Here is a 15279-nt window from a genome sequence, read left to right as displayed (position 1 = left end):
CGAAGCGCATCGTACAACATCCCTTATTTATTTCTTCAAATACCCCGTATAGTCTCCCACGCGCAGGATCTCCTCCGCGCGCGCGATTTCCTCTGCCGTCGGCGCAGGTGTATCACCAAGGCGGTACGGCAGGTTCAGCTCCTCGTACTTATGCCGCGCCATCGCATGATAGGGCAGCACCTCCACGCGGTCGACCGTGCCAAGCCCCGCGATAAAGTCCGACAGCCGCGCGAGGTCGTCCGCATCCGTCGTCCACCCCGGCACGAGCACATGGCGAATCCACATGCGCTTGCCGCGCTCCGCGAGGAAGCGGGCGAGCGCAAGCGCACTCTCATTCGACACGCCCACAAGCCGCCTGTGCTGCTCGGGGTCGATATGCTTCAGATCGAGCAGGAACAAATCCACGAGTGGCAGCAGTTTCTCGAACGCGCTAAAAAACGGTTCGTCATAGGTGAACGGCTCGCCCGCCGTGTCGATGACGGTGTTCACGCCCTTTGCCTTCGCGAGACGGAACAGCTCCGTCACGAATTCGAGTTGGAGCAGCGGCTCGCCGCCGCTGACCGTGATGCCGCCGACCTTCTTCCAGTAGGGACGATACCGCCACGCCTGCCGAAAGATCTCCTCTGCCGTCGCCTCATAGCCGCCCTCCCGCTCCCATGTCTCGGGGTTGTGGCAGTACTGACAGCGATAGCGGCAGCCCTGCACAAAGACGATGAAGCGGATGCCGGGGCCGTCAACCGAGCCGAAGCTCTCCGTCGAGCTGATCCGCCCTTTAGAGAGCGGCATGGAAGGTACGCGAGATCACATCCTGCTGCTGCTCACGCGTCAGGCTGATGAACTTGACCGCATAGCCCGAGACGCGGATCGTGAAGTTCGCATAGGCGGGATCCTCGGGATGCTCCATGATGTGCTCGAGCGTCTCACGCCCGAATACGTTGACGTTCAGATGGTGCGCGCCCTGATCGAAGTAGCCGTCCATCGCGCTCACGAGATTCTTCACGCGCTCGTCCTCGTTGTGTCCGAGCGCCGAGGGATTCATACTCTGCGTGTTCGAGATGCCGTCGAGCGCCCAGTGATACGGCAGCTTGGCGACCGAGTTCAGCGAGGCGAGCAGACCGCAGCACTCCGCGCCGTAGCTTGGATTTGCGCCCGGTGCGAGTGGTGTCCACGCCTTGCGACCATCCGGCATCGCGCCCGTGTATTTTCCATAGACCACATTCGATGTGATCGTGAGAATCGAGGTCGTCGGCTCGGAGTGGCGGTAGGTGTGGCGCGCCTTGATCTTCGAGAGGAAGGTCCTCAGCACCCATTTGGCGATCTCGTCCGCGCGGTCGTCGTCGTTGCCGTAGCGCGGGAAATCGCCCTCGACCTCGTAGTCCACGACGATGCGGTCGTTGTAGATCGGCTTCACCTTCGCGTACTTGATCGCGGACAGCGAGTCAACGACGTGCGAGAAGCCCGCAATGCCCGTCGCAAACGTGCGGCGCACATCCGTGTCGATGAGCGCCATCTCCGCCGCCTCATAGTAGTACTTGTCGTGCATATACTGGATGATGTTCAGCGCGTTCACGTAGACGTGCGCGAGCCAGTCCATCATGCGCTCGTACTTTACAATGACGTTGTCGTACTCGAGGTACTCCGTACGGATCGGGCGGTAGGCGGGGCCGACCTGCACGCCGCTCTTCTCGTCCATGCCGCCGTTGATCGCGTAGAGCAGACACTTCGCGAGGTTTGCGCGCGCGCCAAAGAACTGCATCTCCTTGCCCGTCTGCGTCGCGGAAACGCAGCAGCAGATCGAGTAGTCATCGCCCCACTCGGGCTTCATTACATCGTCGTTCTCGTACTGGATCGAGCTTGTGCGGATGGAGATGCGCGCCGCGTAGTCCTTGAACGTCTCCGGCAACTTCGACGAGTAGAGAACCGTGAGATTCGGCTCGGGGGAGGGTCCCATATTTTCGAGTGTGTGCAGGAAGCGGAAATCGTTCTTCGTCACCATGTGGCGGCCGTCCATGCCGATGCCCGCCATCTCCAGCGTTGCCCAGATCGGGTCGCCCGAGAACAGTTCGTTGTAGGATGTGATGCGCGCGAACTTCACCATGCGGAACTTCAGCACGATGTGATCGATCAGCTCCTGCGCCTCCTCCTCGGAGAGCGTGCCCTGCTCGAGGTCGCGCTGAATGTAGATGTCGAGGAAGGTCGAGATGCGCCCGACGCTCATCGCCGCGCCGTTCTGCGTCTTGATCGCCGCGAGATAGCCGAAATAGAGCCACTGTACCGCCTCGCGCGCATTCTTCGCAGGCTCTGAGATGTCGAAGCCGTAGATCTCCGCCATCTCCTTCATGCCCTTCAGCGCACGAATCTGCTCCGCGACCTCCTCGCGCTGCTGAATGACATCATTGCTCATGATGCCGTCGCCATAGTTCAGCAGATCGCCCTGCTTGAACGCAATGAGATTGTCAATGCCGTAGAGTGCAACGCGGCGGTAGTCGCCCACGATGCGCCCGCGTCCGTACGTATCGGGCAGCCCCGTGATGATGTGACTGCGGCGCGCCGCGCGGATCTCATCCGTATACGCGTCAAAGACCGCCTGATTGTGCGTCTTGTGGTACTTCGTAAAGATCTCGTGCAGCTTCGGGCTGACCTTGTAGCCGTAGTTCTCGAGCGCCTCCTCCGCCATGCGGATGCCGCCGTAGGGCATGAACGCCTGCTTCAGCGGCTTGTCCGTTTGGAGTCCGACCACCTTCTCGAGACGCTTCAGGGCGGGGTCGATGTAGCCGGGGCCGTATGCCGTCAGCCCCGAGACGACCTCCGTCTCCATGTCGAGCACGCCGCCCTTTGCGCGCTCCTCCTTCTGCAGCTCCTGCACGCGCGCCCACAGGCGGTTCGTCGCATCCGTCGGCGGCGCAAGGAAGCTCTCGTCGCCGTCATACGGCGTATAGTTGCGCTGAATGAAGTCGCGGACATTGACCTCCTCCTGCCAGACGCCCCCTTCAAAACCGTCCCAGCTCTTGCTCTGCAGCATAATTTGCCTCCTGTTCTATTGATAAAATCCCCATTGAAAACAAATCCCATTCGATGCCTTCATAATACTTGAATCGGGTTCACATTTCAATAGCAAAGGAAAAATAAATCCTATCAATATTTTTCATGAGAAATATAATTTATGTATATGTCACCTGTTCTTCGGCTCCGGCGTCATATACGAGAGCACAGCCGCAAGGGGGAGCGCGCCCACGGAGATGAGGAGGGCGGGCGCGAGTCCGATGTGATCGCCGAGCGCCGCCGTCGCCGCAACGCCGAGGCTGCCGAGGCCGAACGACATGCCGAGCATCATGCCCGACGCCATTGCCGCATTCTCCGGCAGCGCCTGCTGCGCCCAGATGATCGAGCTCGGCTGCGGTGCCATCAGGGAGAACCCTGCGGCAAAGAGGACAATGCCGCCCACGAGATCCGCGCTCACATGGGTAAAGTAGTAGGCACAGGGCAGGATTCCGAGCACGAGAAACGCCACAATGATTGTGCGCCCCGTAAATTTGTCCGCAAGATTGCCGCCGACAAGTCCGCCCATCATGCCGCCGATCATGAAGATCGTGAGGAAGAGCCCCGCCGCGCGCGTGTTCTCGCCATTTCCGACGAGCAGCAGTGGCAGGAATGTGCCGAATGCTCCGTGCGTCCAGCAGCGCAGCCCCATCGCGAGGTTCAGCGTGATTGTCGTCCGTGCGAGCAGAACGTGCCGCAGCTTCGGACGCGCCCCCGCCGTGTGCTCGGGCAGGGACGAGACACCGCACAGCCCCGAGCATGCAAAGAGGATGCCCATGAGGAGCGCGGGCAGGATGAGGAGCGGCAGCGCAGAGAGCGACAGCGTTTCGAGAAACGCCACGAGGACGAGCGGCACGAACGCCATGCCCGCGTTGCCGCCCGCGATAAAATAGCTCATCATGCCGTTGCCGCGCCCCGCGCGCGCCGTCCGCCCGACGAGCATGGAGGAGAGCGGATGATACGCCGCGACCGCCGTGCCCGTGACCGCAACGAGCAGGAAGAGCAGCGCCTCATGCCCCGCAAAGCCGAGGATGCAGATCGGTACGGCGGCGGCAGGTACGATGTACGGAAGCAGTGGGCTGAAGTTCCGCCGATCCATCAGATAGCCAAAGAAGGGCTGCAGCATATTGGTCGTCACGGACGCGACCATGACGAGCACACCGCACATTGTCAGCGAGAGTCCGAATTTCACCATGAGCAGCGGCAGGAGGATCGGCAGGAAATTCGCATAGAAATCCACCATCGCATGCCCCGTCGAGAGCAGCGCCGTTGCGTGCCGTATGTTTGTATTCATGACAGATATCCTCCTGTGACCAACATCCTTGCATACCGTCCGAAAATGTGATGTAATGTATTGTAACAAACGAGATGAAAAAGTAAAGGAGTATTCACGATATGAGAAAATGGGCTGTGATCTATTCGTCCACAACGGGCAATACCAAGTCAATCGCCGAGGAGATTGCAGGAGAGACGGGCGGCGACCTCTTCCGCGTGCAGGATGCGCCGACCGATCTCTCCGACTACGATGTCATCGCGCTCGGCTACTGGCTGCGGCGCGGCGGTCCTGACGATCTGATGAAAGCATATCTGCCGAGTGTCACAGGCAAGAGAGTTGTCCTCTTTCAGACGCACGGCGCAGACGTCGGCTCCGAGCATGCCGTCACCTCGTTCGCACGTGCCGCCTACCTCCTCGGCGCAAACTGCGAAATCCTCGGCACCTTCTCCGCACAGGGGAAGCTCTCGCCCGCGCTCATCGCCCGCCGCAAGAAGTCCGAGCCCGACGACACGCATAACAGCCCCGAGGCGCAGGAGCGCTGGCTGCGCGCCGCCGATCATCCGAACGAGGAGGATCGCGCCGCCGCGCGCGCCTTCGCTCACAAGATGGAGCACAAGCTCGACCTCCTCGAGAAATTCCGCCGCGCACAGGAGGAAAAGAAACACAGCCGTACTGCCATTCCTCGATAATTTTCAAGATAATGAAAGATTTATCGATATGAACACCGAAAAGAAACGTGCAATGGAAGCGGATGTCATGACGGAGATGATCGCCCTCTACTGCCGTGGACACAGGCACGCACACCGCACAGCGGAGACGGACGGTGCGCCTGCACTGTGCCCCGACTGCCGCCGTCTCCTTGACTACGCACGCGACCGCATCATCCACTGTCCGCGCATGGACGTGAAGTCCTTCTGCTCCGCGTGCCCTGTCCACTGCTACAGCCGTGATATGCGCGAACAGGTGCGCGCCGTCATGCGCTGGAGCGGACCGCGTATGCTCCTCCATCGCCCCATCATGACCCTCCACCACATCTGGATTGATCTAAGGAGTCGCGGATAAATTCAGCACCGCCATCTTGGCGCATCCTTTTCGCCCTGCCTGTGTCAACAAATCCTCCACATAGCACAGCGGCTATGCGTCCGGTTTGTTTCCTTGGCAGGACAAAAATTCTGCACCAATCTGACGGACTTCATTTTATCAGCAACTCCTTGCGTACGCCGACGTGAAAAGAAAGGTACGCCCTCATGAAAAAAATCCTCCTCCTCGCTACGGGCGGCACGATCGCCTCGCGCGAAACAGAGCACGGTCTGCGCCCCGCCCTCACTGCCGAAGATATGGGCGCAGCAATCGGTAGCAAGGACGGCGCGATTGATGTCGTCGACCTCCTCTCGCTCGACTCCACCAACATTGCGCCGTGTCACTGGCAGATGATTGCACGGAAAATTGCAGAACTTCGCACAGACTATGACGGCTTTATCATCACCCACGGCACGGACACGATGGCATACACAGCCGCCGCACTCTACTATATGCTTGAAAATATCGACCGCCCCGTTGTCCTCACAGGTTCGCAGCGCCCGCTCGGGGTCTCAGGCTCGGATGCAGAGAGCAATCTCCGTCTCGCATACGAAGCGGCGCAGCGTGGCTTCGCAGGTGTCGCCGTCGCCTTTGGCGGGCGGCTCATCCACGGCAACGCGGCGAAGAAAATGTACTCCCTCGCAGACGACGCATTCCGCAGCATCGGACGCCCCGAGATCGACCTCGCCGCACCACCTGCACCGACTGCCCCCTTTCGCCTGCGCGATGCACTCGATGAGCGCGTCGCCGTCATCCGCCTCTACCCCGGCATGAAGCCCATCACCATCGACGCACACATCGCATCGGGCTATCGCGGCATTATCCTCGAGGGCTACGGCCTCGGCAGCGTCCCCGGCGACGATGCACAGGAGAGCTTTCTCCCCACACTCGACCGCGCTCGGACACGCGCCTGCACCATCGTCCTCACAACGCAGTGCATCTATGACGGCGCGGACATCTCACACTACGAGGTCGGCGTCCGTGCGGCCGAGCTCGGTGTCCTCACGGGCGGCACGCTGCCCATCGAGGCACTCTATGCCCGCCTCATGCAGAGACTCGCCGAGACCCCCGAGGGGGAGATGGTAAAAAAGCTTCTTTAGAGAATCGCTGATGTTGAGGTGAAATCATATGCAGCCCATTGCCCACATTACCCAAGAGATCATTGATTTACTGGGACTCCCGTGCCAAGGCAACACACCGATCTATTTGGGGCAAACGAACAGAGCACATATGCAGTCAAGTCACCCACAAGACTATCAGAAGTATCAAGAGTACATAGGTCTAAGGAATCGCTGATAAAATGAAGTCCGTCAGATTGGCGCAGATTTTTTCGTCCGAACTAGGAGGCAAACCGGACGCATAGCAAAAGCTATGTGGAGGATTTGCCGACGAAGTGCGGGCAAAAAAGATGCGTTAAGATGGCGGTGCTGAATTTATCAGTGCTTCCCTAATCCTCACTGAGCCCGAGTACGTTGGTGTAAACCCGAGCGATCAATCGCTTGAATATGTTCGCGCGTTTCAGATTGATGAACACGAATATGTAAAGGTCGCTGTTCGGGTATCTCTCTCGGGAACGTACTATGCACGGACACTCTATGTCTTGAATCCCACTCGGGTTCATAACTTTATCCAAAGAGGCACATTAAAATGTTTGACAGTATAAGCAAAAACCTTTATACTGTAACCAAGAAATGAGAATCAGAGGACGGAACGGGCAGCCGTCGCCAGATGGTCGAGTGACCTGAATAGGAGATGCAGGAATGTCACCCTGCCTATTCTCAGAACGGAAATGGGGCTACATCGCTGTAGCCCTATTTTTATTCTCTTTCTCAATAAGGAGGCATCATGCAACTACAAGAAATCGGCGTTGTTCATAACGCCTACAAAAGCCTCACGGACATCCCGCGTCAGGGACGCATGAGCGCGGAGATCTCCGAGATCGAGATCCACCCGGAGTTCGCGGACGGGCTCCTAAAGATCGAGCAGAACGCACACCTCATTGTCCTCTACTGGGCACATCTGGCGAAACGCGACATCCTAAAGACCATCCCGCCCGCCGCGAAGGAGCTGCACGGCGTCTTTGCCAGCCGCTCGCCCGGTCGGCCGAACCCGCTCTCCCTCTGCATCGTCGAGCTGCTCGAACGCCGTGACAACATCCTCCGCGTGAAGGGACTCGACGCACTCGACGGCAGCAGTGTGATCGACATCAAGCCATATACGCAGATGGATGCGATTACTGAGATGTCGTAATTTCCGCTGAAAATTTTTCTCACAGACCTATTGATTTTCGTTCTCACGTGTGTTATATTCTATACAGGCTTTCGTTAGGGAACGTCCTCGGATGTTTCCAAAGCTCTCCTAAAATATAATACACAGCAAAGATAGTCCACAGTGGAGTGTGGGCTATTTTTGTGCGTGCTTTCCTGTCTCTCCCCATCTAACAAAGAATAATTTTTCTTTTGTAGATACTATCCAGCTATTGACATCTGTGTTATAATAAATCAAAAGGTCAATATAACAGCAAAAAGTTCAGACAGACATGTATTTCCCCCGCTCCCCGATGAGCGGGGCAATCAAAGGAGATGAGTCCATGGCAAAGGAACATATTCAAAAGGATGTCGTCATCATCGGCGCGGGCATGGCGGGGCTGACCGCCGCCCTCTACGCGGGGCGCATGAATCTGCGCACACTTGTACTCGAGAACTCGCTCGTCGGCGGGCAGATCGCGACGGCGGCGGATATTGAGAACTATCCGGGCTTCGAGCGCGTAAGCGGGATGGAGCTGATCGGCACGCTTGAGAAGCAGGCGACGAATTTCGGCGCGGAGATCGACGAGTTCGACCGCATCGAGCGCGTTGACCTGGGGAGCACGCCGAAGATCGTGGAGACGGAGACGTACATCTACGAGACGCCCGTTATCATCATTGCGTCGGGCATGAACCGCCGGAAGCTCCCGCTCCCGCAGGAACCGCACTACTTCAATCGCGGTGTCCACTACTGCGAGCTGTGCGACGGGCACACGTATCAGGACAAGGTGATCTCGGTGATGGGCGGCGGCAATGCGGCGGTCGATGCGGCAAACTTCCTCACAAAGTACGCAAAGCATCTCTACCTGATTCACCGCTCGCAGCTGCGTGCGGACAAGTCCTCGCAGGATGCGCTCTATGCGAATCCAAAGGTCACGGTCATGCTTGAGACGGAGATCACGCACCTGAACGGTGAGGATCGGCTGACCTCGGTCGAGCTGCTGCACAAGGATACGGGACTGGCGGAGACGCTGCCCGTAGACAGCATCTTCGTCAACATCGGCGTGCTGCCGAATACGGATCTCTTCGTCGGACAGCTTGCATTGACGGAGGCGGGCTATATCGCGGCAGACGAGAACTGTCGCACGGAGATCCCCGGCGTATTCGTCGCGGGCGACATTCGCGTGAAGGAGATTCACCAGCTCACGACCGCCGCCGCCGACGGCACAACCGCCGCACTCCATGCGGAGAAGTATCTCGCATCGTTAAAGAAGTAAAAAGGGGCGCCCCTATCGGCTCGCAAGCTCGCCACTTCCCCCGCTCTGGCGGGGGAAGCTAATATGCCGTAATCAAAAGCCTCCCCCGTGCGGCACGGGGGAGGGGAACCGCGAAGCGGTGGAAGGGGCGCTTTGAGCGCTAGACAACACACAGCAGCAACGATTCATTTTACACACACGATAAGGAGGCTATTCCCATGATTCAGGTTTTTTCGTTCGACGCGTGCCCGTGGTGCACAAAGGCAAAGAAGTATCTCGACAAGAAGGGCGTCGCGTACACGGTGCGCGACATTGAGAAGGAGCCTGCCGCATATGATGATCTCGTGAGGCTCACGGGCGAGGGCGCATGTCCCGTCATCCTCGCGGATAGCGGCGAATACGTGCGCGGCTTCGATCAGCCCGCCATCGACCGCCTCATCGGCGCGTGAGGAGGGACGGCTATGGTAAAGGTCTACTCCATCACGGTCTGCCCGTGGTGCACCAAGGTGAAGAAGTACCTCAAGTATCGCGGCATCCCCTACGAGGAGTTCAACATCGAGCAGGATGAGGCAGCGCGCGAGGAGTGCCGCCGCCTCTCGGGCGACACGATCGTCCCCGTCACAACGGCGGACGGCAAAGACTTCGCCCTCAGCTACGACCGCGAGAAGCTGGACAAGATTCTCGGGATTACGGCATAAAAAAACATCGAAACGGACGCAGACGCTCGCGTCCGTTTTTTTATGTTTCACCTTGCCAAAATTTTTGAATTGGATTAAAATAGCAGTGCAGGGACGTTTCATTTGAATGGGCACAGCGAATCATTGTGCCCCAATGCAAGGAGGTTTTGATATGACCGGATTACCGCTTATCCTCGCCTTTTGGGTCGCGATTGTCATTATGATTGTCATGATCTCAAAGCTGCGCATTCATCCGTTCATCTCGATCATGTTGGTCTCGCTCGCACTCGGACTCGTCGCGGGCATCCCCCTCGTGGATCACAGGCTCGCGGACGGCACTGTGCAGCACGGTCTTGCAACTGTTGTCGGGCAGGGGTTCTCGGGGACATTTACAAGCATCGGTATCGTTATCATCCTCGGTGCGATGATCGGCACGGTGCTCGAAAAGACAGGCGGCGCGCTGAAGCTCGCGGACATGATGATCCGCCTCGTCGGCAAGGACAATCCCATCATCGCCGTCCAGCTCATGGGCTGGGTGGTCTCGATCCCCGTCTTCTGCGACTCGGGCTTCGTCATTCTCGATCCCATTCGCAAGGCACTCGTGCGCCGCACTGCCGTCTCTGCCGTCTCCATGTCCTTTGCCCTGAGCTCCGGTCTCTTCATCTCGCACGTCTTCATCCCGCCGACACCGGGACCAATCGCGGCGGCGAGCACGCTCGGCATCGGCGACTACCTGCTGCAGGTCATCGGGCTGGGTCTGCTCTGCTCCATTTTCCCGTTGATTGCAGGCTATTTCTTCGCGCGTTGGATCGGTACGCGCGTGCAGTCGAAGGATGAGGTAAATCCCGAGGAGGTCGCAAAGGTCTACAAGGATCTCATTGCCTCCTATGGCAAGCTGCCCTCGGCGTTCAGCACGCTCGCGCCGATCATGATACCAATCTCGCTGATGGCGCTGTCCTCCGTCGTCGCAATGCTGGGACTCACGGGATTTGTTCCCGAGCTCATGCGCTTCCTCGGCACGCCAATCATCGCGCTTGCGGTCGGCATGGCGCTCGCGACGCTGCAGCTCTTCTCCGTCGGACGTGCGCACGACTTCTATGAAGTCTGCAACTCGAGTCTCATGACGGTCGGGCCAATCCTCTTCATCACGGCGGCGGGCGGCGTGCTCGGCAAGGTGATTGCAGTCTCGGATATGGTGCGCTACATCTCGGCGCACGCGGACGTGTTCGGCGGCATGGGCATCTTCTTCCCCTTCCTGCTCGCAGCGGTGCTCAAGACGGCGCAGGGCTCGTCCACAGTCGCGATGATTACGACGGCGGGCATCATCGCGCCGCTCCTCACCGTGCTCGGCTTCAATACGCCGATTCAGGCGACGCTCGTCTGCATGGCAATCGGCGCGGGCGCAATGACCGTCTCGCACGCAAACGACTCGTATTTCTGGGTCGTCTCGGAGTTCAGCGGGCTGACCCCGGATCAGGGCTACCGCGTCCAGACGATGGGCACGCTCGTGCTCGGCATTGCGGCGATTGTGGAGATCGCTCTGCTGAGTTTCGTACTGCGCTGAACATTTACGGAAGCAAAAGGAGCATTGCCTCGGGCAATGCTCCTTTATTATGCAGATTTTCTGTCTCTGTGCTTTTAGGAAGCACTGATAAATTCAGCACCGTCATCTTAGCGCATCTTTTTTGCCCGCACTTCGTCGGCAAATCCTCCACATAGCCTCTGCTATGCGTCCGGTTTGCCTCCTAGTTCGGACGAAAAAATCTACGCCAATCTGACGGACTTCATTTTATCAGTGATTCCTTTATTTCATCAGCCCACCGTCATATTTCAGCGTAGCGAAGTAATCGTCGAGTGTCTGGGCGCGGCGGATGAGCTCGATCGTGCCGTCCGTGCGGCGCAGGAGTTCGGCGCAGTGGAGTTTGCCGTTGTAGTTGAAGCCCATTGCGCTGCCGTGCGCGCCCGTGTCGTGGATGATGACGATGTCGCCGATGGCGATCTCGGGCAGGGCGCGGTCAATGGCGAATTTGTCGTTGTTCTCGCAGAGCGAGCCCGTGACATCATAGACGTGGTCGGCGGGTGCGTCTTCCTTGCCGAGGACGGTGATGTGATGGTAAGCACCGTAAAGTGCGGGGCGCATCAAATTCGCCATGCAGGAGTCGAGCCCGATGTAATGTTTGTAGGTGTCCTTCCTGTGAAGGACGGTGGAGACGAGCCAGCCCGCATCCCCCGTGATGGCGCGCCCGCTCTCGGTGCGGATGCCGACATCGCTTAGCCCCACAGGTGCGAGGATATGATTGTAGAGACGCTGCACACCCGCACCGATTGCCGTGTAGTTGACGGGCTTTTCCTCGGGGCGGTACGGGATGCCGAACCCGCCGCCGAGGTTGATGAACTCGACATGAATGCCGAGGCGTGCCTTGAGCTCCGCCGCCAGCTCGAACATGATGCGCGCGGTGAGCAGGAATGCCTCCGTGCGCAGCTCGGCGGAGATGACCATCGTATGCAGCCCGAACCGTTTCACGCCCATCTCGTGCGCACGCTGATACGCCTCGAAGAGCTGCGGGCGCGTCAGCCCGTATTTCGCCTCCATCGGCTTTCCGATAATATCGTTGCCCTCGATAAGGTCGCCGGGGTTGTAGCGGAACGAGAGCACCTCGGGCAGCCCCGCATGCTCCGCCATATAGTCGAGGTGCGTGATGTCGTCGAGGTTGATGACGGCGCCGAGTGCGATTGCCTTTTGAAACTCGTCGTAGGGCGTGTCGTTTGAGGTGAGCATGATCTCCTCACCTGTGACCCCCGCCGCCTCGGAGATCAGAAGCTCGGCGATGCTGCTGCAGTCCGTGCCCGCGCCCTCCTCGTGGAGGAGCTGTACGATGCGCGGGTTCGGCAGTGCCTTCACGGCAAAGTGCTCGCGGAAGCTCGGCGCCCATGCAAAGGCGTCGCGCAGGCGGCGGAAGTTCGCGCGGATCGTCGCCTCGTCGTAGATGTGGAACGGGGTTGGGTAACGCTCGATCAGGCGCAGGGTCTCGTCCTGCGTGAGCGGAAATGTCTTTTCGTTCATATTGTCCTCCCTCTATATGAGCTTCCCCCTCGCAATTGGAGGAAGAAGCGCCCCTTCCACCACGCTTCGCGTGGTCCCCCTCCCCCGTGTCGCACGGGGGAGGCTATCAGGTCTAGAAGTCTCGTTATTATAGCAACGAAAAAAGTCCTCTGTCAATCCGCCGATGGAGTATGAGCCCCGAAGCGTTCGCGAGGGACATCACACGAAACATATCAAATTGTATACCTTGACGAAAATCCGTCTCTCCCCTATAATGGGGGCTATCTTTTTTTATCATCATTTATTCATAGATTGGGAACTGACGAAGGGGGTATTTTCATGATATTTGGCAGAAAGGCTCTGCATCTGGCTGCCGCGCTCGTCGGCACGGCTCTGCTCGGCACGACGCTCGCGGGCTGCGGCGGGGATGCCGGCAGCTCGAACGAGATCCGCATCGGTGCGAACTTCGAGATGACAGGCAATACGGCGAACTACGGTACCTCGACGCTCGAGGGTCTGAAGCTCGCAATCAAGGAAGCAAATGACGCAGGCGGCATCAATGGCAAGAAGATCGTCCTCGTCGAGGCGGACAACAAGTCCGAGGCAGCGGAGTCGGTCAACGCGGCGACGAAGCTGATCTCCGACGACCACGTCCGCGCGATCGTCGGCCCTGCGACGACGGGCAACGTCATTGCAGAGTCGCAGGTCGCCTCGGACAACAAGGTGCCCGTCATTGCGCCGGACGCAACGGCGGTCGACGTGACGGTCGAGAACGGCAAGGTAAAGCCGTGGATCTTCCGCAGCTGCTTCATCGACCCGCAGCAGGGCGATGTCATGGCGAAGTTCGCGCTCGACACGCTGAAGGCAAAGACGGCAGTCATCTACATCGACAATTCGACGGACTACTCCAAGAGCCTCGCACAGGTCTTTGAAAAGGTCTTTACGGCGGGCGGCGGTCAGGTTCTCATGACCGAGGGCTTCCTCGCAAAGGATCAAGACTTCAAGGCGACGCTGACGCGCCTCCGTGCGGCGAATGCGGATGTCATCTTCATCCCCGCCTACTATGAGGAAGTCGGCAAGATCGTCAAGCAGGCGCGTGAGATCGGCATCACCGCGCCCATCATCGGCACGGACGGCTGGGACGATCCGAAGGTCGCCGAGCTCGCAGGCACGGCGGCGCTGAACAACACGTATTTCAGCACGCACTACTCGGATAAGGACGAGTCCGTACGCCCCTTCATCGACGCGTTCCAGAAGGAATATGGCCATGCGCCGAACGTCTTCGCCGCACTCGGCTATGACGCGGGCAAGCTCCTCGTCGACGCGCTGAAGCGCGCGGGCTCGGATGATCCCGAGGCGCTGCGCAAGGCGATCGAGGAGACGAAGGATCTCGTCGTCGGCACGGGCACGATCACGATGGACACGCAGCACAACCCGATCAAGCAGGCGGTCATTCTCGAGAACAAGGACGGCGACCGCGTTGTCGTCGCAAAGATTATGCCGAGTATGTAGTAATTCATACAAAGGTATTCACGGAGGGCTGCTCTCGGAGCGCCCCTATCGGCTCGCAGGCTCGCCACTTCCCCCGTTTCGACGGGGGAAGCTGATATGCCGTGATCCCAAGCCTCCCCCGTACGATACGGGGGAGGGGGACCGCGCAAGCGGTGGAAGGGGCGCTTGAAGCCACATATCCGACATAATGGCAGGGCTATTGCACGAAGTTAAAAACCTTTGTGCAACAGCCCTTTTTCATCATCACGGAGGGAATTCTATGGAGTTTACGCATCAGCTGCTCCAACAGCTCATCAACGGGCTTTCGCTCGGCAGCATCTACGCGCTGATTGCGCTGGGCTATACGATGATCTACGGCATCATCAAGCTCATCAACTTCGCGCACGGCGATATCTACATGGTCGGCGCATATCTCGGCTTCTACGCCATCACGCTCGGCATCCCCGTCGTGCCCGCAATCCTCATCTCGATGGCGGTCACATCGCTGCTCGGCGTCATCGTCGAGCGGTTCGCCTACCGTCCGCTGCGCCACGCGCCGCGCATCTCCGTGCTCATCACGGCAATCGGCGTGTCCTTCCTGCTCGAATACACAATGATGGCAATCGTCTCGCCCACGCCGCGCACCTTCCCCGCGGCGATCAGCGACGTGTCCTTCGACGTGGCAGGTCTCATCATCAGCGGGCAGCAGCTCCTCATCATGGGCGTGACGTTCGTCCTGATGCTGATTCTCACCTATATTGTGCGCAGCACGAAAATCGGCAAGGCGATGCGTGCCGCGTCGTATGACACAGAGGCGGCGCAGCTCATGGGTATCAACGCAAACCGCATCATCTCGATCACGTTCGCCATCGGCTCGGCACTCGCGGCGGTCGCGGGCGTGCTCATCGGCATCTACTACAACTCCATCGACCCGCTCATGGGACTCATGCCCGGCATCAAGGCATTCGTCGCAGCGGTCTTCGGCGGCATCGGCATCCTGCCCGGCGCGGTCGTCGGCGGGCTCGTCCTCGGCGTGGTCGAGGCGCTCATCTCGGGATTCGGCTTCTCCATGTTCCGCGACGCGGCGGCATTTGCCATCCTGATTCTCGTTCTGCTCTTCAAACCCGCAGGCATCTTCGGGAAAAATGTCAAGGAAAAGGTCTAAGGGGGT

General features: G+C 58.9%; 15 protein-coding genes and 2 pseudogenes. 12 read left to right on the top strand and 5 right to left on the bottom strand.

Annotation, left to right across the window (positions count from 1 at the left end):
- Positions 1-27: 27 nt before the first annotated feature.
- From pflA to AXF19_RS05740, 3 genes are all read right to left on the bottom strand, one after another.
- The gene (gene pflA / locus AXF19_RS05750; protein ID WP_066846261.1) at positions 28-786 is read right to left on the bottom strand and encodes a pyruvate formate-lyase-activating protein; all 759 of its coding nucleotides are present in this window, start codon (positions 784-786) and stop codon (positions 28-30) included.
- The gene (pflB, locus tag AXF19_RS05745) at positions 773-3022 is read right to left on the bottom strand and encodes a formate C-acetyltransferase (protein ID WP_066846260.1); all 2250 of its coding nucleotides are present in this window, start codon (positions 3020-3022) and stop codon (positions 773-775) included. The genes pflA and pflB overlap by 14 nt, the downstream gene beginning before the upstream one ends.
- Positions 3023-3172: 150 nt before the next feature.
- On the bottom strand, positions 3173-4333 hold the full coding sequence (locus AXF19_RS05740; protein ID WP_066846259.1) for an MFS transporter: 1161 nt from the start codon (positions 4331-4333) through the stop codon (positions 3173-3175).
- 101 nt (positions 4334-4434) lie between these two features.
- Between AXF19_RS05740 and AXF19_RS05735 the strand changes: the two genes are divergently transcribed.
- The 10 genes and pseudogenes from AXF19_RS05735 (at position 4435) to AXF19_RS05700 (ending at position 11138) form a co-directional block, all read left to right on the top strand.
- Positions 4435-5004 carry a flavodoxin family protein gene (locus tag AXF19_RS05735; RefSeq protein WP_066846256.1) on the top strand — a complete coding sequence of 190 codons (570 nt, stop codon included), beginning with the start codon at positions 4435-4437 and terminating at the stop codon, positions 5002-5004.
- A 28-nt stretch (positions 5005-5032) separates the two neighbouring features.
- A complete protein-coding gene (locus tag AXF19_RS05730) occupies positions 5033-5377 on the top strand; it encodes a nitrous oxide-stimulated promoter family protein (protein ID WP_066846253.1) in 345 nt (114 codons plus the stop codon).
- Positions 5378-5562: 185 nt separating this feature from the next.
- Complete coding sequence (locus tag AXF19_RS05725; protein ID WP_066846250.1) at positions 5563-6495, top strand: asparaginase; 933 nt, start codon at positions 5563-5565, stop codon at positions 6493-6495.
- Positions 6496-6695: 200 nt separating this feature from the next.
- Positions 6696-6846, top strand: a pseudogene (locus AXF19_RS16005) (secretion protein HlyD).
- On the top strand, positions 6831-7058 hold the full coding sequence (locus AXF19_RS15855; RefSeq protein WP_335674944.1) for a PBECR3 domain-containing polyvalent protein: 228 nt from the start codon (positions 6831-6833) through the stop codon (positions 7056-7058). The pseudogene AXF19_RS16005 and the gene AXF19_RS15855 overlap by 16 nt, the downstream one beginning before the upstream one ends.
- Positions 7059-7240: 182 nt before the next feature.
- Positions 7241-7645: a tRNA (N6-threonylcarbamoyladenosine(37)-N6)-methyltransferase TrmO gene (tsaA, locus tag AXF19_RS05720; RefSeq protein WP_066846247.1), complete on the top strand. Its 405-nt coding sequence runs from the start codon at positions 7241-7243 to the stop codon at positions 7643-7645.
- Between the two features lie 340 nt (positions 7646-7985).
- Complete coding sequence (locus AXF19_RS05715) at positions 7986-8918, top strand: NAD(P)/FAD-dependent oxidoreductase (RefSeq protein ID WP_066846245.1); 933 nt, start codon at positions 7986-7988, stop codon at positions 8916-8918.
- 197 nt (positions 8919-9115) lie between these two features.
- A complete protein-coding gene (locus AXF19_RS05710; RefSeq protein ID WP_066846243.1) occupies positions 9116-9346 on the top strand; it encodes a glutaredoxin family protein in 231 nt (76 codons plus the stop codon).
- Between the two features lie 12 nt (positions 9347-9358).
- Entirely contained in the window at positions 9359-9595 is a 237-nt protein-coding gene (locus tag AXF19_RS05705) for a glutaredoxin domain-containing protein (protein WP_066846240.1), read from the top strand.
- 151 nt (positions 9596-9746) lie between these two features.
- Positions 9747-11138: a GntP family permease gene (locus AXF19_RS05700; protein ID WP_066846237.1), complete on the top strand. Its 1392-nt coding sequence runs from the start codon at positions 9747-9749 to the stop codon at positions 11136-11138.
- 76 nt (positions 11139-11214) lie between these two features.
- On the opposite strand, the pseudogene AXF19_RS16000 reads toward AXF19_RS05700, so the two are convergent.
- Together AXF19_RS16000 and AXF19_RS05695 are read right to left on the bottom strand one after the other, a co-directional pair.
- A pseudogene (locus AXF19_RS16000) lies at positions 11215-11319 on the bottom strand (secretion protein HlyD); the annotation flags it as partial.
- Between the two features lie 59 nt (positions 11320-11378).
- A complete protein-coding gene (locus AXF19_RS05695) occupies positions 11379-12638 on the bottom strand; it encodes a diaminopimelate decarboxylase family protein (RefSeq protein ID WP_066846235.1) in 1260 nt (419 codons plus the stop codon).
- Between the two features lie 318 nt (positions 12639-12956).
- Between AXF19_RS05695 and AXF19_RS05690 the strand changes: the two genes are divergently transcribed.
- The gene (locus AXF19_RS05690) at positions 12957-14129 is read left to right on the top strand and encodes an ABC transporter substrate-binding protein (protein WP_066846232.1); all 1173 of its coding nucleotides are present in this window, start codon (positions 12957-12959) and stop codon (positions 14127-14129) included.
- A gap of 259 nt (positions 14130-14388) precedes the next feature.
- A complete protein-coding gene (locus AXF19_RS05685; protein WP_066846229.1) occupies positions 14389-15273 on the top strand; it encodes a branched-chain amino acid ABC transporter permease in 885 nt (294 codons plus the stop codon).
- Positions 15274-15279 lie beyond the last annotated feature (6 nt).

It is taken from the genome of Selenomonas sp. oral taxon 126 (genome assembly GCF_001683335.1).
GTDB lineage: Bacteria > Bacillota > Negativicutes > Selenomonadales > Selenomonadaceae > Centipeda.
Note: the sequence above shows the minus strand (reverse complement) of the source record. Positions and strands in the feature narration are given on the sequence as shown.

What these genes read in the sequence shown, in the direction of transcription:
- AXF19_RS05730 (WP_066846253.1), top strand. Translation starts at nt 5,033, where the DNA reads ATGAACACCGAAAAGAAACGTGCAATGGAAGCGGATGTCATGACGGAG.
- AXF19_RS05685 (WP_066846229.1), top strand. Translation starts at nt 14,389, where the DNA reads ATGGAGTTTACGCATCAGCTGCTCCAACAGCTCATCAACGGGCTTTCG.
- tsaA (WP_066846247.1), top strand. Translation starts at nt 7,241, where the DNA reads ATGCAACTACAAGAAATCGGCGTTGTTCATAACGCCTACAAAAGCCTC.
- AXF19_RS05700 (WP_066846237.1), top strand. Translation starts at nt 9,747, where the DNA reads ATGACCGGATTACCGCTTATCCTCGCCTTTTGGGTCGCGATTGTCATT.
- AXF19_RS05735 (WP_066846256.1), top strand. Translation starts at nt 4,435, where the DNA reads ATGAGAAAATGGGCTGTGATCTATTCGTCCACAACGGGCAATACCAAG.
- pflB (WP_066846260.1), bottom strand. Translation starts at nt 3,022, where the DNA reads ATGCTGCAGAGCAAGAGCTGGGACGGTTTTGAAGGGGGCGTCTGGCAG.
- AXF19_RS05695 (WP_066846235.1), bottom strand. Translation starts at nt 12,638, where the DNA reads ATGAACGAAAAGACATTTCCGCTCACGCAGGACGAGACCCTGCGCCTG.
- pflA (WP_066846261.1), bottom strand. Translation starts at nt 786, where the DNA reads ATGCCGCTCTCTAAAGGGCGGATCAGCTCGACGGAGAGCTTCGGCTCG.
- AXF19_RS05715 (WP_066846245.1), top strand. Translation starts at nt 7,986, where the DNA reads ATGGCAAAGGAACATATTCAAAAGGATGTCGTCATCATCGGCGCGGGC.
- AXF19_RS05690 (WP_066846232.1), top strand. Translation starts at nt 12,957, where the DNA reads ATGATATTTGGCAGAAAGGCTCTGCATCTGGCTGCCGCGCTCGTCGGC.
- AXF19_RS05740 (WP_066846259.1), bottom strand. Translation starts at nt 4,333, where the DNA reads ATGAATACAAACATACGGCACGCAACGGCGCTGCTCTCGACGGGGCAT.
- AXF19_RS05705 (WP_066846240.1), top strand. Translation starts at nt 9,359, where the DNA reads ATGGTAAAGGTCTACTCCATCACGGTCTGCCCGTGGTGCACCAAGGTG.
- AXF19_RS05725 (WP_066846250.1), top strand. Translation starts at nt 5,563, where the DNA reads ATGAAAAAAATCCTCCTCCTCGCTACGGGCGGCACGATCGCCTCGCGC.
- AXF19_RS05710 (WP_066846243.1), top strand. Translation starts at nt 9,116, where the DNA reads ATGATTCAGGTTTTTTCGTTCGACGCGTGCCCGTGGTGCACAAAGGCA.